Source organism: Actinophytocola xinjiangensis, assembly GCF_001921215.1.
Taxonomy (GTDB): Bacteria; Actinomycetota; Actinomycetes; order Mycobacteriales; family Pseudonocardiaceae; genus Actinophytocola; species Actinophytocola xinjiangensis.
Map to the genome: position 1 here is coordinate 59429 of NZ_MSIF01000010.1, position 20713 is coordinate 80141.

A 20713-nucleotide genomic window follows, 5' to 3' on the forward strand; every position below is an offset into this window, starting at 1 on the left:
CGTTGTTGGGTCTTCCCCGAGTTGCGACAGGACGGTAATGGCACAAGCAGTACGCCTTCTTCACCTGACCGGAAAGCCTGCGGTCGATTATGGTCAGTTCCATCTGTTCGACGTCGAGTCCCATCGATACTCGTTGTTGGACCTGACGCCGCCAACTGACGGCACGATCGGCGTCAGCGGTGACGGTGGAGCACGCTTCTTCACGTTGGGAGAAATGACTGACGTCGTCGTCGAGTTCGAACTGTGGAGTGCCGAGCCGGACGGGCCGGAGCAGCAATACCTAGGTGAGTTCACGATCGACACCGGGCGTGTCGTCCTGGGCAGCACCACTGGTTCGCCAAACGACGTGCTGATCGACTTACCTCAGCCAGGCGCCTACCAGATCAGGGCGTTCCGTCACAGCCAAGCCGTCATCGACTCAGAGTTTTCCGATCTCAACCACCACGAAGAGACGTGGCTGATCCAGGTCTGGCCGAGGTGGCATCAGGTCTCGGTGTAGGTGAGGACGAATCTGCTGTGGGTCTTGTCGATGGCGGGCCCGGCCAGGTCGCTGTCCGGGGTGCCGGCCGGGTGGACGGTGAGCGTGGGCCTGTGCCGGTCTCGCTCGGGTGCCCAGGTTCGGATCTCGTCGCACAGGTACTCGGTCATCTCGGTGGCGTCCGGGCCGTGACCGATCGCGCCCAGTTCCCAGCGCACCCCGGTCGTGTCGGTTTCGCGGCGGCGGGTGGTGAGGTAGACCAGTGTGCTGCCGTCGACCAGTGCCAGGCGCCACCATCCCGGCACCGGGTCACACACCTCGGGTGGCACGTCGTCATGGACCTTGAGTCGGCACACGCGGGGGTCGGTGACGGTCAGGCGCAGCCAGAGTCCGTCGTGGGACTCGTTGCCGGCGATGGTGGTGCCGGACCAGGCGGTGACGCGCGGCCGGTCGAGCACACCGCGCAGCGCGTCGGGGTCGACGACCTGGTCGCGGTCCCAGTGGAGGCTCACCAAGTCGTCGGCGGTGACGGGGGCGCCACGTTCGCCTTCGTTCTCGCCCAGCAGGTACACGAAACCGCACAGGTGCAGCGAGTCGGAGACCAGACGGCCGCCGGTGTGGGTGAAGGCGGCACTGCGTCCCTGGCCGCGCCAGCGCACCGGGGTGACCAGCCGCGCTCCGGGGGCGAGTTGCCGCCACCAGGCGGCGGGAATGTCCCAGGGGGACACGGTGGCGATCACCCGGTCGTACGGCGCGTGGTCCGGACAGCCGAGCCCACCGTCGCCGGTGATCACCCGCACGTCGCCGTAGCCAGTCGCGGCCAGCGCTCGCCTGGCCCGCGCGGTCACATCCGGGTCGACGTCGACGGTGGTCACCAGGTCCGCCCGGCCGGTCAACTGGGCGAGCAGACAGGCGTTGTACCCGGTGCCAGCACCGATCTCCAGAACACGGTTGCCCGGTCGAACGTCGAGCTGGTCGAGCATCGCCGCCACCAGCCAGGGCGCCGACGCACAGGACAAGGCCCGACCGTCGTCGAACCGGTGAGTGACCACCGCCCGCCACGGGTCGTAGGCGTCCGCCAGGTCGGCGTTCGGCACGAAGTCGTGGCGTGGGGTGTCGAGCAGCACGCGCTGGACCTCGGCACGGTGCGCGAACCCCGCCTCGCGAACCCTCTCGACCATCCGCGCCCGCAGCACCTCCGGCGACATCATGGTGGTGGCGTCCATGGTTCCTTGACGTTAGTGGAGCCGGCCCCGTCATCGCGAGTCGTCTGCCCAAGGACCTCAGCCCTTGACGGCGCCGATCATGATGCCCTTGGCGAAGTGTTTCTGCAGGAACGGGTAGACCAGCAGGATCGGCAGGATGCTGACCACCAGCGTCGCCATCTGGAGGGACTGCTGGGGTGGGACCTGGGTGGCGTCGCCGGTGCCGATGGTGGCGTTGTCGACGACGTAGGTGCGCAGGATGAGGGACAGCGGGTACTTGCTGTTGTCGGTGATGTAGAGCAGCGCGGAGAAGAAGTTGTTCCAGTACGCCACCGCGTAGAACAGGCCGATCACCGCGACCACCGCCTTGGACAGCGGCAACACGATCCGGAACAGGATCGTCAGCTCGCTGGCGCCGTCGATCTTCGCCGCGTCCAGGAGTTCCTGGGGGAGTTCGAGGAAGAACGCGCGCATGACGATCACGTTGAAGCCGTTGACCAGGGCCGAGAGGATCAGCGCCCAGTAGCTGTCCAGCAGCCCCAACTGCTTGACCGTCAGGTACATCGGGATGATGCCGGGGGAGAACAGGACGCTGAACAGCACGACCATCAGGATCGGCCGGCTGGCGAGGCTGCCGGGCCGGGACAGGCCGTAGGCCAGCAGCGTGGTGCACAGCAGCGACAGCGTCGCGCCGACGACCGTCACGCCGACCGACACCAGCAGCGCCCTGGTCACCACCCCGCCCTCGAAGATGGCCTCGTAGGCATAAAAGCTGGGGCGTTGGGGCCACAGGACGTACCCGCCGGCCTCGGCGACCTGGCGTTCGTCGGCCAGGCTGGTGGAGATCACCGCCAGGAACGGGAACACCACCACCAGGCAGCACACCGTCAGGATCAGGCCCTTGGCGGCTCTGGTCGCGGGCAAGGCGGTGGTCATCGCTGGTACACCCCCCGCTCGCCGAACAGATGGGCGACCTTGTTGGCGCCCAGGACCAGAGCCACGCCGACGACCCCCTTGACCAGGCCGGCGGCGGCCGACGCGCCCCACGATCCGGCGCCGACCGCGTTGTTGAACACATAGGTGTCGAGGACCTCCGACGCGACGGGGCCGACCGCGTTCTGCTGGAGCAGGATCTGTTCGAAACCGACGCTCAACACGTCACCCAGGCGCAGGATCAGCAGCAGGGCCACCACCGACCTGATGCCGGGCAGCGTCACGTGCCAGAGCTGACGCAGGCGGGACGCGCCGTCGACGGCGGACGCCTCGTACAGCGCCGGGTCGATCCGCGACATCGCCGCCAGGAACAGGATCGTGCCCCAGCCGGTGTCCTTCCAGATCACCTGGGCGACCACGAGTTCCTTGAACAGCTCGGGGTTGCCGATGATGTTCACGCTGCCCAGGTCGTGATCGGTGAGGAAACCGTTGAGCAGACCGGTGTTGCCCAGCATGTGCTGGAAGATCGCGACGATGATCACCCAGGACAGGAAGTGCGGCAGGTACAGGATCGACTGCACCGTGCGTTTCATCCGCTCGGAGACCAGCGAGTTGAGCAGCAGCGCCAGCGCGATCGGGACGGGGAACACGAACAGCAGCTGCAGCAGGGAGATGACCAGCGTGTTGGTCAGCGCGTTGAGGAACGCCGGGTCACCGTTGACGATGATCCGGAAGTTGTCCAGGCCCACCCACGGCGCCTCGGCGATCCCCACATACGGCTGGTAGTCCTTGAACGCGATGACGTTGCCCAGCAGCGGCGCGTAGTGGAACACCAGCAGCCACACCAGGCCCGGCGCCGCGCACGCGAGCAGCAGCCAGTCCCGGCGCAGCCGACGCCCCCTGCCCAGCACGGCCATCTCAGTTGTACTTCTTCTGCGCGCGGACCTCGACCGGCCAGCTCAGCTCGACCCCGAGCCCGGTCAGCGTGTTCTGGTAGTCCTCAAGCCGGGCCGCGTCCGCCCGCACCTGGCGCGGCACCGCGCCGGTGTCCAGGCAGTGCGCCGCGAGCGCGCCGGCCGCCTCGCCGATGTTCCACTCGACCGGGTGCAGCCGGTAGCAGCCGTTGGAGATGTGTGTCGAGCCGATGTTCTTGTTGGCCGGTAACAGGTTCTCCAGCCGGACCGGCAGCAGCGAGCCGAGCGGGATCTGGAACGGCCAGCTCGCCACGTCCACGTACTGGCGCGGTCCGCCCGGCCCGCCGGTCGACGGGTGCAGGTCGATGCGGTAGCTGCCGATGCCGACGCTGTCGCGGAACTCCTCGGCGCCCAGCAGGTCACCGCGCGCCTCCACGCCGACGTGCAGTTCGGACACGGTGAACTCGGCGCGGATGCGCCGCGACTCCCGGACATAGGGGTACTTGGCCAGGCCGTCGGCGGTGTCGGTGACGTCGGGGCGCAGCCGCAGGCCGGGGTGGCCGGTGCCGCCGAGATGGTTGGGCGCCTCGGTCTGCATCCAGTACAGGAACGACAGGCTCAGCTGCCGGGCGCCCTCGAGGTGCCGGTCCCGCTCGGCGTCGTCCACGCCGATCAGCGGGCCGAGCCAGTAGTCGATCTGCTGCCAGTTGACCAGCGTGATGTCGCCGCCGCCGTACTCGTCGGTCAGGTGCGGCCGGTGCAGGATCCGGCGGAAGCGCCACAGGTCGAAGTCCTCGTCGGGCTCGAAGACCCGCTTGGTGTAGGGCTGGAGCGTCTCCGGGGCGACCTGCCGCCAGCTCAGCAGCGGCGCCGGCCAGAACTCCGGGGCGTAGGAGCGCCAGAAGTCGTAGGTCGCCGGCCGGCCGATGGTGTGGTCCTCGCCCGGCCGGTGGTCCAGGGCGAAGCAGAACGTGAACGACTGCTGGTCCAGCGGCTGCGCGGGCCCCGGCAAGGCGTGCGGCTCGCCGGTGTCCTCGCGGCTCTCCGACCCGACGACGTGCTCGACGCCGGCCAGGTCGAGCAGGTCCCCGAGTTCGGTGGCGTCCAGGACGTAGGGCGCGGACACCGTCACCTCCTCGCCGCGGTCGGTGTCCAGCAGACGCACGGCGGTGACCCGGTCGCCGTCGACGTGCGCGGCGACCGGGCGGTGGCGCACCAGGATCCGCAGCCGGCTGCTGGACCGGTAGGGGGCGAGCATCTCCTCGATGGCGGCGACGGCTACCCGTGGCTCGTGGCAGATCCGGCTGACGTGGCCCTTGCCGGGGTTGAGGTTCGCGGTCGCCGCGGCCTGGTCGGTCAGCGGGTAGGCGCGGCGGTAGTAGTCGCGGATGGTCTCGCGCAGCCGCCGGTAGGTGGCGGTGGCGCCGAACCGTTCGATCCACGGGTGCTCGTCGGGCGGCACCGCCTGCGAGGTCAGCTGGCCGCCCAGCCAGTCGGTTTCCTCGGTGAGGACGACGGTGCGGCCCAGCCGCAACGCGGCCAGCGCGGCGGCGACCCCGCCGAGTCCGCCGCCGACGACGAGGATGTCGCAGGTCTGCTCGTGCATCAGGCTCCTTGGGGTGCGGTCAGGGTGGCGCCGGCGTGGAAGCCGCAGTCGATGACGACCCGGCGCGGGGTGGCGTCGGCCGGGTTGTCCAGCAGGTCGGCCAGCAGCCGCACGGCCTCGGCGCCCATCTCCCGGCCGGGGGTGGTGATGGTGGTGATGTCCCAGCGTTCGACGGAGTTGTCGACGTAGACGTACTCGCTGAGCGCGGCGACCGACAGGTCCCGGGGCACCGACAGGCCCAGCGCCGTGGCGGCGGCGCACACGTCGCCGGCCCGCTCCCGGTCGTCGGTGACCAGGCAGGTGTAGCCCTGCTCGACCAGGCCGGGCACGACCGCGGCGATGGACTCGGCCCTGGGCGGGACGAACACCTCCGTGGTGTCGACCCGGTCGCCGAGCTGGTCGCGGGCGGCGGCGAAACCGGCGTCGCGGTCGAGGATCGACTCGTGGTCGGACCCGCCGCGCAGCCGGGCGACGCGGCGGTGGCCCAGCCCGCTGATCCGCTCCACCAGCTCGCGGGTGGCGGTGGCGTAGTCGGCGGCGGCGTAGGACACCTCGGCGCCGGGCAGTTCGCGGCGGCCGATGAACACGGCCGGGTACCCGTCGCGGACCAGCTCGGCGAGCTCGGCGCGGTCCTCGGACTGTCCGATGAGGACCGAGCCGTCGGCGACCTGAAGGGAGTTGGTGCCGTTCTTGTAGATCGAGCGGCGGCGGTCGTCGGTGTGCGAGCCGGTGAACAGCAGCAGGTGGCAGTCGAGTTCCTCGACGGCCTCCTCGACGCCCACCAGGAACGGGTGGTAGTAGCTCATGGCCTGCAACGGGAACAGTGCCTCGTAGGTGAACACGCCGATGATCCCGTTGCGGCCGCGGGCGAGGCTGCGCGCGGCCACGTTCGGCACGTACCCGAGCTGGCGGATCGCCTCCTCGACGCGCGCGGCCGTCCGGTCGCCGACCCGGACGCCGTTGGCGCCGCCGCGCCCGTTGACCACCGCCGAGACGACGGCCGGCGACACGCTCGCCAGTCGCGCGACGTCGGCCTGGGTCGGTCGCTTCCTCGGCCGTTCCGGGGCCTTCATTTCGTGCTCACCTCGATTGATATAGCGCATTATCAGTTGGTGTCCGGAGAGTAGTCAGCAGATCGTCCTTCGGTCAACTGCATGGGTGTTGACAGGTGATTCACGTCGACCTACAGTCCGTCAGCACTTGATGATGCGCATCATCAAACCCTCTCCGATACCGCCTGAGAACGGAAGTCCTCGCCGTGACCCAGCACAGAGTTGTGAGCCGCCGCGCGCTGCTGCGCGGCATGGGCGCGATGACCGTCGCGGCCGCCTCGACGCCGTTGCTCGCGGCCTGCGGCGGTGGCGGCGGCGCCGTCAACACCGCCGAGGCCAACGCCCGCGTCACGCTGCCGACCCACGTCCCCTACGCCGGGGTCACCCCGGACCTGCCGGCCGGCCAGGACCTGCTGCCCGGGTTCTACCGCTACCCCGACTCCCTGGTCACCGCGATCACCGACAAGCCCGGCGCCGGCGCCGGGCGGGTCGCCATCCTCGTCGACACCTTCACCCCGGTGCCGCCGCCGCTGACCGACAACGCGTACTGGCAGGCGCTCAACGACCGGATCGGTGCGGACCTGGCGTTCAACATGGTCCCCGACAGCGACTACAGCACCAAGGTCACCACGACCATCGCCGGCGGCGACCTGCCCGACATCGTGATGCTGCCGTCCTGGACGCCGGACCTGCCCGGCGTGCTGCGCGCCAAGTTCGCCGACCTCACCCCGTACCTGTCCGGCGACGCGGTCAAGGAATACCCTTTCCTGGCCAACATCCCGGAGTTCTCCTGGCTGCCGATGATCGCCAACGGCGGCATCGGTGGCCTGCCGACCCCGCGCGCCAGCATCGGCGAGATCATGTTCGTCCGCGACGACCTGGTCGCGCAGCGCTCGCTCAACCCGAACCCCGCCAACCACGACGAGTTCGTCGAACTGTGCGCGGGGCTGACCGACGCGAAGGCCGGCCACTGGGCGCTGGGCGACACCGGCCTGGGCGGCGGCGGCGCGCTGCTGTACCTGCTGGAGATGTTCGGCGTGCCCAACGGCTGGTCCGAACAGGACGGAAAGTTCACCAACGCCGTCGAGACCGACCAGTACACCGAGGCACTCGCCGCACTCGTCGACATGCTCGGCAAAGGACTGTTCCACCCGGACAGCTTCAGCGCGACCTTCCAGCAGGGCCGCGACTGGTTCGGCACCGGCACGATCGCGCTGAAGGTCGACGGCTACGCGGCCTGGGACATCCTGCTCTCCACCTACCAGGGCATCGACGTCGGCGCCCTGCTCGCCCCCGCCCACGACGGCGGCGGCGATGGCCGGCACTTCACCGGCAAGGGCAGCTTCGCGGTCACCGCCATCAAGAAGGGTGACGAGAAGCGGGTCCGCCAGATGCTCTCGATCGCCAACTGGATGGCCGCGCCGATCGGCACCGCCGAGCACCTGTTCCGCAAGTTCGGCGTCGACGGGGTCGACCACACGATGAGCGCCGGTCTGCCCACCCTGACCAGAGCCGGCGAGACCAACGTGAAGATCCCCATGCAGTACCTCGTCGACCAGCCGGCGGTGCTCGGCCCAGGGGACCGGGCCGTGGTCGACAAGCAGTACGCCTTCCACCAGCGGGTCGCGCCGCTGCTGGTGCCCGACCCGACCGTCGGCCTGTACTCGCCGGTCAACGCCAGCAAGGGCTCGGTGCTGTCCAAGGCGCTCAACAACGCCCGCAGCGAGATCGTGCGCGGCAACCAGCCGGTGTCCAGCTGGGCGCAGGTCGTGCGCCAGTGGCGCCAGGGCGGCGGCGACCAGGTCCGGGGCGAGTTCGAGAAGGCGTACGCCCAGCAGCGGTAGGGCTTCACCCATCCAACGAAGGAGACAGTGAATGCGACGACTACGGCCACTGCTCGCGATAGTCGGCCTGCTCGCGGCGGCGACGATGCCGGTCACCACCGGGTCGGCCGCCGCCGAACGGGCCACCGGCGGGGCCAGCGCCTACGACTGGCAGTTCGTCTGGGGCGACACGTTCGACAGCCTCGACCACCAGAAGTGGGGTGTCATCGAGGGCCTGCTCTCGCCCGGTTCCGACCAGGCGTACACGTCCTTCGCGGTCACCGCCGCCAACAGCAACCTGGTGCTGACCACCGAGAAACGCCAGTACGGCAGCAAGGCCTACACCTCGGGCATGGTGTGGACGAAGGGCCGGTTCTCGTTCACCTACGGCAAGATCGAGGTCCGGGCGAAGATGCCGGTGATGGGCAAGGGCATCTGGCCGGCGCTGTGGTTGCAGGGCGACGTCACCGGCAACTGGCCCGGCCCCGGCGGCAACGAGATCGACTTCGCCGAGCTGTGGAACACCCCGACGAAGGTGCACCACGCCCTGCACTACGCCGACACCCCCAACGGCCCCGACCTGGGCGCCAACCAGGGCTGTGAGTACACGAGCCCGGTCGACCTGTCGGCCGACTACCACGTCTACAGCCTCATCTGGGAGCCGGGGCCGAAGCTGACCTACTTCGTCGACGGGCAGCAGACCTGCCAGTTCTCCCCGGCCGGCGCCTACTTCGACAAGCCCATGCACATCATCATGAACACCGCGGTCGGCGCGTCGTGGATCGGGCATCCCGACGCGAGCGTCCCGTTCCCGCAACGGTTCATGATCGACTATGTGCGGGTGTACCAGGACGCCGCCGTCGGCTGAGCCCGTGGGTGGCACGCGCCGCCCGCGTGCCACCCACGGCCCCGCATCACCAGGAGGACCATGACCACCGACCACGAACCCGCGATCGCCCGGCTGCTCGCCAGGATGACCCCGGCGGAGAAGTTCGGCCAGCTCCAGCAGCTCGCGTGGGGGTGGAACACCGGCCCGGGCGGCCCCGGCTCCGAGACCGTCGAGGCCGCCGCCCGCGCCGGCCGGGTCGGGTCGGTGCTCAACCTGGCCGGCGCGGAACAGGCCAACGCCCTGCAACGCGTCGCCGTGGAGGAGTCCCGGCTGGGGATCCCGCTGGTGTTCGGCCTGGACGTCATCCACGGCTACTGGACGACCTTCCCCATCCCACTGGCCCAGGCCGCCGCCTTCGACCCGGACGTCGCCGAGACCGACGGCGCCGTGTCGGCCCGCGAGGCCCGCGCCGACGGGATCCACTGGGCGTTCTCACCGATGGTGGACCTCACCCGCGACCCCCGCTGGGGCCGCATCGCCGAGGGGCACGGCGAGGACCCCTACCTGACCGCCCGCTACGCGCAGGCCAAGGTGCGCGGCTACCAGGGCCGGTCGCTGGCCGACCCGGACCGGGTCGCCGCCTGCGCCAAGCACTTCGTCGCCTACGGCGGCGCGGAGGGCGGCCGCGACTACAACACCGTCGACGTGTCCGAACACCGCCTGCGTGACCTGTACCTGCCGCCGTTCCTGGCGGCGGTGGAGGCGGGCGCGGCGACGGTGATGGCCGCGTTCAACACGGTCAACGGCGTGCCGGCGCACGCCAACACGCACACCCTGACCGAGGTCCTCAAGGGGGAGTGGGGTTTCGACGGCGTGGTGGTCAGCGACTGGGCGGCGGTGGCCGAACTGGTCGCGCACGGCCACGCCGCCGACGGCGCCGACGCGGCCCGGCTGGCGCTGGCGGCCGGCACGGACGTGGAGATGGCCAGCACCACCGTCGTCGAGCACGGCGAGGACCTGCTGGCCAGGGGCCTGATCAGCGAGCAGCGCCTGGACGACGCGGTCGCGCGGGTGCTGCGGCTGAAGTTCCGCCTCGGCCTGTTCGACCGCCCCTACACCGACCCCGACGCGGTGATCGGCGAACCGACCCCGGCCGCCAGGGCCGCGGCGCGCACGGCGGCGGCCCGGTGCCTGGTCCTGCTGCGCAACTCCCCGGCCGTCCTGCCGCTGTCCCCGACGGCCGCGACGGTGGCCGTGGTGGGCCCGTTCGCCGGCTCGACCGACCTGCTCGGCACGTGGGTCCTGGGCGAGACCCAGCGCCGTTTCCCCGCCGGAACCGTGCACGACGCCCTGCGCGCGGCCCTGCCGGACACCACGGTCCTGCACGCCGACGGGATCCCGGAGTCGGTGGCGGCGGCGCTGGCGGCCGACGTGACCGTCGTGGTCGTCGGCGAACCGTCCGACCTCAGCGGCGAGGCCGCCACCCGCTCGGAGCTGACCCTGCCCGGCGACCAGGAGGACCTGATCGCCGCCGTGGCCGCGACCGGCCGGCCCTACGCCGTGGTCCTGATCGGCGGTCGCCCGCTGACCGGCGCCTGGCTGGACACCGCGCCGGCGGTGCTGCTGGCCTGGCACCCGGGGATCGAGGGCCACCACGCGATCGCCGACGTCCTCACCGGCGCGGTGAACCCCGGCGGCAAGCTGCCGGTGACGTTCCCGCGCACGGTCGGCCAGGTGCCGATCTACTACAACCGGGAGAACACCGGGCGCCCGTACGACCCGGAGCACCCGGACAACCCGTTCGTCTCCGCCTACCTCGACCTGCCCGACGGTCCGCGTTTCCCGTTCGGCCACGGGTGCAGCTACACCACGTTCACCGTCGGTGGGCCGACCCTCACCCCGACCGCCGTGACCGCCGACGCCCTGCGCGCCGGCGCCACCGTCGAGGTCACCGTGGCGGTCCACAACACCGGTGACCGCGCCGGCGACGAGGTCGTCCAGCTGTACGTGCGCGACCGGGTGGCGAGCATCGTGCAGCCTGTTCGGCGGCTGCGTGGCTTCCGGCGCGTGCCGCTGGCGGCGGGCGAGTCGACGGAGGTCCGCTTCACCCTGTCCGCCGACGACCTCGGCTTCTGGACCGGTGACCCGACGGGCCGGTTCGTGGTGGAACCGGGTGAGGTCGACGTCGTCACCGGCGCCACCTCGACGACCACCACGGCCAGCACGCTGACCATCGGGTGAGTGTCCGGCGGACGGACGAACCACCCCTGGTCTGTCCGGCGGCTTCCGTCGGCCCCTGACCACACGTACGGTGATCATGGCTCGGGGCCGAAGGATCACTGGGGGCTTCGTGCGTCGCGTGACGTTGCTGGTCGTGTTCGTCCTGGCCGTGTTCGGCCTCACCCCGGCACAGGCGGAACCGGTCGCCGTGGCCGGGGCGGTGGACGAGGGGTTGACGTTCGTGCCGACCTCACCGGTCCGGGTGCTCGACACCAGGGCCGGCATCGGGACCGGCGGGTCAACCAGTCCCATCCAGGGTGGGCTGTTCCTCGACCTGACAGCGCGGGTACCGGCGTCGGCGTCGGCGGTGGTGCTCAACCTGACCGGTACCCAGCCGACCGTGGTCACCAGCGTGTTGGTGGCCTCGACCAACGTCAACGTCCCCGACAACCCCGCCCTGCACCTGCTGGCCGGGGAGACCCGGGCCAACCAGGTCACGGTCAGCCTGGGCCGAGGGGACTCGGCGCAGCGTCGGATCTTCCTGTCCAACCGCAACCCCGCCGGCACCGTGCACCTGATCGCGGACCTGGCCGGGTACTACACCAGCGACACCGCCTCCCGGTTCACGTCGGTCGCGCCCCGGCGGATGCTGGACACCCGAACCACCGCGCCCGTCGGCGCCGGCTCGACCATCGAGGTGAACCTGTCGGGGGTGCTGTCCGCCGGGGCGACCGCGGTGACGGTCAACCTGACCGGCATCACCCCGACCAGCTCCACCTACGTCACCGCCTATCCGTCGGGCACCACCCGGCCCACCGCGTCGAGCCTCAACCTGGATCCCGGGGCGATCACGCCGAACCTGGTCACGGTCGCCGTCGGCGCCGACCGCCGGATCACCCTGTACAACCACATCGGCCGCGTGCACCTGGTCGTCGACCTCGCCGGCTACTACGCCCCGGACCGGGGCGCCCGGTTCATCCCGGTCACGTCCCTGCGTGTCGCCGACACCAACACCAGCGGCGGGCCGCTGGGCACCGGCGCCACCCGGACGGTCGACCTCGCCAGCCGGATCCCCGCCACCGCGACCGCCGTCGTGCTGAACCTGACCGGCAACCCGACCACCAGCACGTACGTCACCGCGTATCCCGCCGGTGGCAGCCGGCCGCTCGCCTCGAACCTGAACCTGGTGCCCCAACGGGACACCGCGAACGGCGCGGTCGTCGCCCTGGGCACCGGTGCGCGGGTGACGGTGTACAACAACACGGGGTCGACGAACCTGCTCGTCGACGTCACCGGGTTCTTCGCCACCCCCACGTCGTGCGTCGAGGACTGCCTGTACGGGTGGGGCGGGGACCTGGCCTACGGCCTGTCGCCGACCCGGCGGCCGTGGCTGTCCGACGTCACCGACCTGGCCGCCCTCACCAACACCGCGTTCGCGCTGCGGTCCGACGGCACGGTGTGGTCCTGGGGAGACAACCAGTGGGGCCAGTTGGGCGCCGGCGCCACCGGCGGGAGCTCGACCGTGCCGCTGCGTGTGGCCGGCCTGACCGGCGTGACCGCCGTCGCGGCCGGCAACTGGTCGGGCTACGCGTTGCGGTCCGACGGCACCGTGTGGTCGTGGGGCTGGGGAGAGGCGGGCCAACTGGGCCGGGGCGGCACGAGCGACTCGAACGTCCCGGTCCAGGTCTGGGGGCTGACCGACGCGACGGCGATCGCCGCCACCAGCCAGACGGCGTACGCGCTGCGCGCCGACGGCACCGTGTGGGCCTGGGGCAGTGACGTGTGGCGGGGTCGCGGCAACGGGTCCTGCCCGGCCGGCCAGACCTGCCCGGCGGGCACGCCGGTGCGCGTGGCGCTGCCCCTGCCGGCTTCCACGACGATCACCGCGATCGCGGCCGGCGGCTCGGAGACCGCGTACGCGCTGCGTTCGGACGGCACGATGTGGGCCTGGGGCCGCAACTGGCTCGGCGAGACCGGCACCGGCTCCCCGGACAGGACCTCGGTCAGCCCGCGCCAGGTCGTCGGCCTGACCGGTGTGGTGACGATCGGCGGCGGCGACGAGAACGGCTACGCCGTCACCGCCGACGGCCGGGTGTGGTCCTGGGGCGCCGACTACTGGGGCGCGCTGGGCACCGGCGCCCCGTGCACCGAGCCGGAGCAGTGCCGGACCAACGTCCCGGTCCTGGTCTCCGGACTGACCGCGGCGGTCGCCATCGACAGCGCCAACGGCACGGCCGTCGCCCTCGGCGCGGACGGCACGGTGTGGACGTGGGGCCGCAACGCCGAGAACGGGAACCTGGGCAACGGCACCCCGGGCGCGTGCGTCGGCGGCCTGCCCCTCCCGGAGACCTGCCGCCAGCCCACCCCGGCCCGCATCGCGGTCGCCGGCGCCACCGCGGTCGAGGCCGCCAACCTTGGCCAGTTCGCGATCGCCTGAGCGGCGGGCCGGCTGGCCGGTGCTCAGCCCCGGACGGCGAGGTCGATCGCCGGGCGGTGGGCGTCGAGCTGGTCGGGGGTCCAGCCGGTGGGGCCGAAGACCGTGTCGTGGGTGACGATGCGGAAGATCAGTGCCCGCAGCAGCATCTGGTCCCAGTCCGGCAGGTGTGACCAGCGGGCCGCGAGCGCGGGTGACGCGCCGTACCAGCACAGCGCGTCGGCGACCGCGATCGCGTAGGCCCACGCGGGCGGTCGCCAGTAGACCGGCCAGTCGATGATCGCCGGTGGCAGGCCGTCGGCGAACAGGACGTTGCCGGGCAGGTCGCCGTGTACGACCTGGGCGGCGAGGGTCACCGGCCGGCGGGCGCGCACCAGCGGTTCCAGCAGGCGGGTCGCGGGTGGACTGGTGCGGGCGGGAAGCTCGTTCCAGGCGACGCGGTCGCCGACCGACCACGGGTTGTCCCGCCGGTCGAGGAAGACCGGCCGGCGCAGGTGCGCGAGGGCGGCGTGGAAGGCGTGGGCGGCGCGCAGCACGTCGTCGGTCCGGCTGACGTCCGGGGCGCCCACGACGAGCCGGCCGGCCTCCCAGCCGTGCGCGATCCAGGCGCCGTCCACGGTCCGCACCGGGCGGGAGATCCGGAACTCGGGCGAGTCCGGCAGTGCCGCGAGGACCTGCGAGCGCCACTGGGTCTCGGCCGCGAACTCCACCGGTTTGAGCACGAGCGCGCCGGCCCGCCACGTCCCGCCCTGGCCGCCGGGCAGCGGGACCGGATCACCGGAGATGCCGAACGCGGCCAGCACGGCTGGCGCGGGACCGGGGTTCGACGTTGCCACGGAAGGATCCTAGGCGCACCCGGACAACCTTTCGGCGGTATACCAGGGAATGACCGGTCTGCTTGGCTGTGCGCGGTTCGTTCGTCGCCCGGTGCGGGGCCTGGCCTGACACAGCTCCGGGAGAATCCCATGAACCTGTTTCGGCGTCTCGCGGCCTCGACGGGTGTCGCCGCGCTCGCGGCCGTCACGATCGTGACCGGCGGGCCGGCCGCCACGGCCGAGGTCGGCGTCCAGACGCTGCACCACACGTGGTCCTGTTCGGTGCCTGGCGGCTACACGTGGTCGCAGGTCAGGTCGGGTTCCTCGTGCGCCTACGAGTACTACCTGCTCGACGGCGTCACCTACGACCTCACCGGGCAGTGGGCGTGCAACCCGCCGTCGGGCTACACGTTCACCCAGTCCCGGACGGGCAGCAACTGCGCGGTCGCGTCCGGTCAGTCGCCCTACGAGTACCGGCTCGCCAAGCTCTGAGGGTCGGCTCCGCGCAGCACGTCGACCCGGTCGGTGCCCGGCCGGCCCATCACCCAGCTCGACCCGTCCACCGCCTTGGCGCGCCGCGTGAGCGGGGCCAGCAGCCGGGACGCGTCGCGGTGGGAGGCGACCGAGCCGACCGCGCACACCAGCGACGCGAGCGACACGCACGCCGCCGTGCCGTCCACCTGCCACGGGTGGTCCACCACCTCGGCGGCGAGCACGCCGACCTCGTCGACGTCGGTGAGCACCAGGAAGTCGTCGCCGCCGACGTGGGCGACGCGGGTGGCCGGCAGCCTGGCCGTGAGGTCGGCCAGGCGCCGGCCGAGGGCGCGGATCAGGTCGTCGCCGGCGGCGAACCCGGCGGTCTCGTTGACGTCGGTGAACCCGTCGACGTCCAGCCAGCTGACCACGAACGTCTCCGAGCGTTCGACGCGCCGGTCGATCTCGCGGGTGACCTCGGCGGTGCCGGGCAGCCGGGTGAGCGGGTTGAGCGCGACCGCCTGCTCCACCTTCGCCTCCGCCACCCCGCGGATCACCTCCGCCAGCCGGACGATCCCCACGCACCGGCCGACCGCGTCGACCACCACCACGTCGTCGCCGGCGCGGGCGCCCTCGGTCTCGCCGACGGCCGCCAGCAGTTGCAGGCCCGAGGCGTCGGCGCGGATCGTGCGCGGCGGGTCGGCGTGCCGGGCGGCCGGGCGGCTCGCGTGCAGCGCGTGCCCGTAGGGGCCGGTGACCGCGAGCAGGAACCGGTTGCGGGACAACGACCAGCGTGGCCGGCCGGTCGAGTCGAGCAGCACAACACCGGTCACGTCCGGGGCCTGCGCGAACACCCGCCGGACCTCGTCGGAGGCGGCCGACTCGGGCAGGGTCACGGCCGGCTGCACCAGGTCGGCGACCAGCGGGCCGCCTGGCCCGGCCGGCATCCCGTCGAGCCGGGTGATCTCGGGGGCGGTGAACGTCGCCGTGCCGGTCCGCGCGGGCGCGATCAGGTTGCCCTGGGCGACCGGCACCCCGAGCCGGCTGAGCACCGCCAGCTGGTCCTCGGTCTCGACGCCGACCGCGGCCAGCCGGATCCCGGTCCTGGTCCCGAGGTGCCCGAGCGCCTCGATCAGCGCGACGACCGCCGGGTTGCCGGGGACGCCGGCCAGCAGGTAGGCGTCGAGCTTGACCATGTCCGGCAGGGCGTCGGCGATGATCGACAGCGGTAGGTCGCCGTCGCCGGCACCGTCGAACGCGAGCCGGAAACCGTGGTGCCGCACGGTTTTCAGCCCGTCGAACAGCGCCTCGCGGGACAGCCCGCCGAACGGGGGCGTGATCTCGACGGTGACGTCGGCCGGTTCGCGGCCGGTGGCGCGCAGGGCGGCCAGCAGCGGGTCGAGCAGGGTGTCGGGGTGGGTCGCGGTCCTGGCCAGGACGTTCACGTGCAGCGGCAGTTCGGCGTTGCCGGCCGCGTGGACCGCGCCGGCGGCGAGCGCGGTGTCGACCTCGACGAGCTGGCGGCGGCGGGCGGCGTCGGCCAGCAGGTCGTGCACGGTGCCGGTGTCGGGTCGGGCGAGGGCCTCGAGCGCGAGCAACCGGCCCGTGCGCGTGGACAGCAGGGGTTGGAAGGCGTAGGAGACACCCGGGACGGCGGCCACGTGGTTCATCCTGACGATCCGGCGGCGTCACCTCAGCACATGTCACCGACTGTTCATGTTGATCGCGGGAAATCACTGGTCCGAGGGGTTTTCCGCGCTCGTCCGATCACCGGTCGTGACGGTCACCCGGTGTGCTCCGGTGACGGACGGTGAACGTCCGAGTCGCCGGAACGCCGGGCGTTTGCCAGGGTCAGCAGGTGATCCGCCGATCAGTCCACTGTGGTGAGTCGGGGCGTCCACGAACGACCACAGTGGACGGCACCGCGGCCGGGACCAGACGTGGCTAGTTCCACCGCCGGGCACCCGGACCGGCTCGACCGGGAGGTGATCGTCACCGGGCTCGTCGTCGTCGCCGGCATGATCATGGTCGCGCTGGACACCACGATCGTGAACGTGGCCCTGGACTCGCTGAGCACCGAGCTGGACGCGCCGCTGTCCACGACGCAGTGGGTGGTCACCGGCTACCTGCTCGCGGTCGCCGTCGTCATCCCGCTGTCCGGCTGGTTCATGGACCGGTACGGGGCGAGGACGGCGTGGATCACGGCGGTGAGCCTGTTCGTGGCGGGCTCGGCGCTGTGCGCGGCGGCGTGGTCGATCGAGAGCCTGATCGCGTTCCGGATGGTGCAGGGCCTGGGCGGCGGCATGCTGCTGCCCGGCGGTCAGACGATCATCACCCGGTCCGCCGGTCCGGACCGCCTGGGGCGGGCGATGTCCATCATCGGCGTGCCGATGCTGTTGGGCCCGGTGTTCGGGCCGGTGCTCGGCGGGCTGCTCGTCGAGTACACCAGCTGGCACTGGATCTTCCTGGTCAACGTCCCCGTCGGCATCCTCGCCGTCGTCCTCGCGGTCTGGAAACTCCCCGGCGGGGGAGCGGTCGCCGACCCGGGGCGGATCGACCTGCGCGGCCTGGTCCTGCTCTCGGTGAGCCTCGCGTGCCTGCTGTACGGGCTGTCGGAGGCCAGCACCCACGGCGGGTTCGGCGAGTGGGACGTGATCGGCTGGCTCATCGGCGGGGTGGTGGGCCTGGCCCTCTACACCTGGCACAGCCTGCGCCGGGGCGCCGCGTCGATCATCGACGTGCGCCTGCTGACCAACCGGGTGTTCGCCAGCGGCACCATCGCCGTGTTCCTGGTCGCCATGGGGATGTTCGGGGGCATGCTGCTGCTCCCGCTGTACTACCAGACCGTGCGCGGTCAGGGCGCGCTGCACGCCGGCCTGCTGCTCGCCCCCCAGGGCCTTGGCGCGATCGTGGCGATCGTGATCGGCGGCCGGCTCACCGACCGGATCGGTGCCGGCTACGTCGTGCCCGTCGGTCTCGTGCTGGCGCTGCTCGGCACGTTCCCGTTCACCCAGGTCGGCGTCGACACGTCCTACGTGTGGCTCAGCGTGGCCCTGTTCGTGCGCGGCATGGGCCTGGGCGCGGTGATGATGCCGACGATCTCCGCCGCGTACACCAAGCTCAGCAAGGAGGCCGTCTCCCGGGCGGCGCCGACCCTGTCGGCCATGCAGCAGGTCGGCGCGTCACTGGGCAGCGCGCTGCTGGTGACCGCCCTGACCCAACGTCTCACCGACCAACTCAGTGACCGGGGCCTGCACGCCCCGGGCGGTGGCGAACAGGTCAGCGACGTCCAACCCGACATGATCCCGGTCGTGGGGCCACTGCTGGCCAACGCGTTCGGCTTCGCGTTCTGGATCGCCTTCGGCCTCACCGCCCTGATCATCTTCCCGGCCCTCGCCCTGCCCCGCCACGCCCGCCGCGACCGGGAAGGCACCCCCGCCCCCTGATCCGCCTGGTTCCGGTGTTTGGCAACGGGCCTGACGTGGCGCTACGGTGCGGGCGCCGTTGGGGCGTTGGCGGGAGGCGGGTTGACACACCTGTGGCGGGGTTGGTGCCTGCTGCGCCCCGGCCTGCTGCTCTACGGCGGCACCATCGGCACCAACCAGGTCCACGCCCACCACGCGGTCCACCTGATCGTCGCCGACGAGCCGTTCACCCTGGCGGACGCGTGGGGCCGGTCGTTGACCACCCGGCTCGCGGTCGTTCCGCACGACACGCCGCACACGCTGACCACCGGCGCGCACGGCGCGATCCTCGCCCAGCTCGAACCCAGCAGCGCGCCCGGCCGTTTCCTGCTGGCCCGCTCCGGCGCGGGAGCCGGCGCGCGGACCTGGGGGCCGCCCTTCGCCGACCGTTCGCGTGGTGGTCGGTCGGCGCCGTTCACCTTCGCGCGGCCGGCGGACGGGCACGCGGGGGCCTGCGCCGCGCTGGCCGTTGTCGAGGACTGGGCCGGGCACGACCGGGACGCGCGGCCGGTGATCCATCCGGCCGTGGAGCGGGCCGTCGCGGTGATCCCGACGCTGCTGGCCAGGGGGCCGGTCCGGCTCGGGGCGGTGGCCGCCGAGGTGCATCTGTCGCCGAGCCGGTTGGCGCACCTGTTCAGTGCGCAGGTGGGGATCCCGCTGCGGCCCTACGTGCGCTGGCAGCGGCTCCAGCACGCGATCCGCCTGGTGGCCGACGGCCACACGTTGACCGCCGCCGCGCACAGTGCCGGGTTCACCGACGGGCCGCACTTCAGCCGGGTCTTCCGGCACAACTTCGGCAGCGCGCCGTCCACGCTGGCCGCCGCCATCGACTGGGTGCCGTGAGTCGGCACGTTCGTACAAGCGCTCGCGGGCAGGGCCGTCCCATGCTTGGGCGATGCTCAATCTGTCGGTCATCCTCGAAGACAGTGCCCGCGCCGTACCGGACCGCACCGCCGTGGTCTTCGGGGATCTGCGCCTGCCCTACTCCCTGGTGGACTCGGTCGCCAACCAGGTGGCGAACCTGTTGGTGGCCAGGGGGATCGGCCGGGGCGACAAGGTCGCGCTGCTGTGCCCGAACGTGCCGTACTTCCCGTTCGTCTACTTCGGAATCCTCAAGGCGGGCGCCACGGTGGTGCCGCTCAACGTGCTGCTCCAGCCCCGCGAGATCGAGTACCACCTGACCGACAGCGACAGCAAGGCGTTGTTCTGCTTCGAGGGCACCGCCGAGCTGCCGATGGGCGAGCGCGGGCGGGCGGGGTTCGACGCCGCCGCCGGCTGCGAGCAGTTCGTCGTCCTGCCCGCCGATCCGCTGGCGACCGGGTCGGAGCACGGGGAGGTGTTCTGGGCGGCTCTGGGGGGCATGTCCAGTGAGTTCGAGACGGTGCGGACCGGCGCGGACGACACGGCGGCCATCCTCTACACCTCCGGCACCACCGGCCAGCCCAAGGGCGCCGAGCTGACCCACGCGAACATGCTGATCAACGCCCTGGTCAGCGACGAGATGTTCCCCGCCGACCCGGCCGGGGACGTCGCGCTCGGCGTGCTGCCGCTGTTCCACTCGTTCGGCCAGACCTCGGTGATGAACGTGTGCCTGCGCCGGCGCGGCACGCTGGTGCTGCTGCCGCGCTTCGAGCCGGGCGAGGCGCTGGACCTCATGCGCCGCGAGAACGTGACGATGTTCGCCGGCGTGCCGACGATGTACTGGGCGATGCTGTCCACGATCCACTCCGAGGGCGCGGAGGTGCCCACGACGCTGCGCCTGGCGGTGTCCGGCGCCGCGTCCTGCCCGGTCGAGGTCCTCAAGGACTTCGAGTCGACGTTCGGCATCCCGATCCTGGAGGGCTACGGCCTGTCGGAGACCTCCCCGGCGGTGTGCTTCAACCAGCTCAGCCGCCCCACCAAGCCCGGCACGATCGGCTTCCCGCTGTGGGGCGTGCGGATGCGCCTGGTCGACGACGACGGCAACCCGATCGAGGGCGAGGGGCCCGGCGAGATCGCGGTGCGCGGCCACAACGTCATGAAGGGCTACTACGGCCGGCCCGAGGAGACCGCCGAGGTCCTGCGCGACGGCTGGTTCCGCACCGGTGACATCGCCACCCGCGACGAGGACGGCTACTACGCGATCATCGACCGCACCAAGGACATGATCATCCGGGGTGGCTTCAACGTCTATCCGCGTGAGCTGGAGGAGGTGCTGATGACCCACCCCGCCGTCTCCCTGGTCGCGGTGGTCGGCGTGCCCCACGACTCGCACGGCGAGGAGGTCAAGGCGTACGTGATCCCCGCTGGCCCGGTCACCGCCGACGAGCTCGTGGCCTGGTGCAAGGAGAACATGGCGGCCTACAAGTACCCCCGGATCGTCGAGCTGCGCGACACGCTCCCGATGACGGCCACCGGCAAGATCCTCAAACGCGAACTGCGGACGTCGGGCCCCGCTGATTCGTGAACCGGGGGACGGTCAACGGA

Annotated in this window: 16 protein-coding genes; 9 read left to right on the forward strand and 7 right to left on the reverse strand. The window is 71.6% G+C overall.

Going from position 1 to position 20713, the window contains the following annotated elements:
- Positions 1–37 precede the first annotated feature (37 nt).
- Positions 38–499: a hypothetical protein gene (locus BLA60_RS20790; RefSeq protein ID WP_075134619.1), complete on the forward strand. Its 462-nt coding sequence runs from the start codon at positions 38–40 to the stop codon at positions 497–499.
- Here the strand turns inward: BLA60_RS20790 and fxlM are convergent.
- From fxlM to BLA60_RS20815, 5 genes are read right to left on the reverse strand one after another with little or no spacing between them, the layout of a single operon-like run.
- Positions 484–1704: a methyltransferase, FxLD system gene (gene fxlM, locus BLA60_RS20795; RefSeq protein ID WP_075134620.1), complete on the reverse strand. Its 1221-nt coding sequence runs from the start codon at positions 1702–1704 to the stop codon at positions 484–486. The genes BLA60_RS20790 and fxlM overlap by 16 nt on opposite strands.
- Before the next feature lie 57 nt (positions 1705–1761).
- A complete protein-coding gene (locus tag BLA60_RS20800) occupies positions 1762–2619 on the reverse strand; it encodes a carbohydrate ABC transporter permease (protein WP_075134621.1) in 858 nt (285 codons plus the stop codon).
- Complete coding sequence (locus tag BLA60_RS20805) at positions 2616–3533, reverse strand: ABC transporter permease (protein WP_075134622.1); 918 nt, start codon at positions 3531–3533, stop codon at positions 2616–2618. Before BLA60_RS20805 ends, BLA60_RS20800 begins: the two co-directional genes overlap by 4 nt.
- 1 nt (position 3534) lies before the next feature.
- Entirely contained in the window at positions 3535–5136 is a 1602-nt protein-coding gene (locus BLA60_RS20810; RefSeq protein WP_075134623.1) for an FAD-dependent oxidoreductase, read from the reverse strand.
- Positions 5136–6209 carry a LacI family DNA-binding transcriptional regulator gene (locus BLA60_RS20815; protein WP_075134624.1) on the reverse strand — a complete coding sequence of 358 codons (1074 nt, stop codon included), beginning with the start codon at positions 6207–6209 and terminating at the stop codon, positions 5136–5138. The genes BLA60_RS20810 and BLA60_RS20815 overlap by 1 nt, the downstream gene beginning before the upstream one ends.
- 185 nt (positions 6210–6394) lie before the next feature.
- On the opposite strand from BLA60_RS20815, the gene BLA60_RS20820 reads away from it, so the two are divergent.
- From BLA60_RS20820 to BLA60_RS20835, 4 genes are all read left to right on the forward strand, one after another.
- Positions 6395–8032 carry an extracellular solute-binding protein gene (locus tag BLA60_RS20820; protein WP_154814483.1) on the forward strand — a complete coding sequence of 546 codons (1638 nt, stop codon included), beginning with the start codon at positions 6395–6397 and terminating at the stop codon, positions 8030–8032.
- A 31-nt stretch (positions 8033–8063) separates the two neighbouring features.
- On the forward strand, positions 8064–8879 hold the full coding sequence (locus tag BLA60_RS20825) for a glycoside hydrolase family 16 protein (protein WP_075134625.1): 816 nt from the start codon (positions 8064–8066) through the stop codon (positions 8877–8879).
- A gap of 60 nt (positions 8880–8939) precedes the next feature.
- Positions 8940–11081, forward strand: a complete 2142-nt coding sequence (locus tag BLA60_RS20830) for a glycoside hydrolase family 3 N-terminal domain-containing protein (RefSeq protein WP_075134626.1) — start codon at positions 8940–8942, stop codon at positions 11079–11081.
- A 118-nt stretch (positions 11082–11199) separates the two neighbouring features.
- The gene (locus BLA60_RS20835) at positions 11200–13497 is read left to right on the forward strand and encodes an RCC1 domain-containing protein (RefSeq protein WP_075134627.1); all 2298 of its coding nucleotides are present in this window, start codon (positions 11200–11202) and stop codon (positions 13495–13497) included.
- Positions 13498–13520: 23 nt separating this feature from the next.
- On the opposite strand, the gene BLA60_RS20840 is transcribed toward BLA60_RS20835, so the two are convergent.
- A complete protein-coding gene (locus BLA60_RS20840; protein WP_075134628.1) occupies positions 13521–14330 on the reverse strand; it encodes a TIGR02569 family protein in 810 nt (269 codons plus the stop codon).
- 129 nt (positions 14331–14459) lie between these two features.
- Between BLA60_RS20840 and BLA60_RS20845 the strand changes: the two genes are divergently transcribed.
- Positions 14460–14801 carry a hypothetical protein gene (locus tag BLA60_RS20845; protein ID WP_075134629.1) on the forward strand — a complete coding sequence of 114 codons (342 nt, stop codon included), beginning with the start codon at positions 14460–14462 and terminating at the stop codon, positions 14799–14801.
- Here BLA60_RS20845 and BLA60_RS20850 read toward each other — a convergent pair.
- Positions 14774–16444, reverse strand: a complete 1671-nt coding sequence (locus BLA60_RS20850; RefSeq protein WP_245812078.1) for a GGDEF domain-containing protein — start codon at positions 16442–16444, stop codon at positions 14774–14776. The genes BLA60_RS20845 and BLA60_RS20850 overlap by 28 nt on opposite strands.
- 279 nt (positions 16445–16723) lie before the next feature.
- Between BLA60_RS20850 and BLA60_RS20855 the strand changes: the two genes are divergently transcribed.
- The 3 genes from BLA60_RS20855 (at position 16724) to BLA60_RS20865 (ending at position 20693) form a co-directional block, all read left to right on the forward strand.
- The gene (locus tag BLA60_RS20855) at positions 16724–18229 is read left to right on the forward strand and encodes an MDR family MFS transporter (RefSeq protein WP_075134631.1); all 1506 of its coding nucleotides are present in this window, start codon (positions 16724–16726) and stop codon (positions 18227–18229) included.
- Positions 18230–18310: 81 nt separating this feature from the next.
- The gene (locus BLA60_RS20860; RefSeq protein WP_211288797.1) at positions 18311–19090 is read left to right on the forward strand and encodes a helix-turn-helix transcriptional regulator; all 780 of its coding nucleotides are present in this window, start codon (positions 18311–18313) and stop codon (positions 19088–19090) included.
- Positions 19091–19142: 52 nt separating this feature from the next.
- Positions 19143–20693 carry a long-chain-fatty-acid--CoA ligase gene (locus tag BLA60_RS20865; RefSeq protein WP_075134632.1) on the forward strand — a complete coding sequence of 517 codons (1551 nt, stop codon included), beginning with the start codon at positions 19143–19145 and terminating at the stop codon, positions 20691–20693.
- Positions 20694–20713 lie beyond the last annotated feature (20 nt).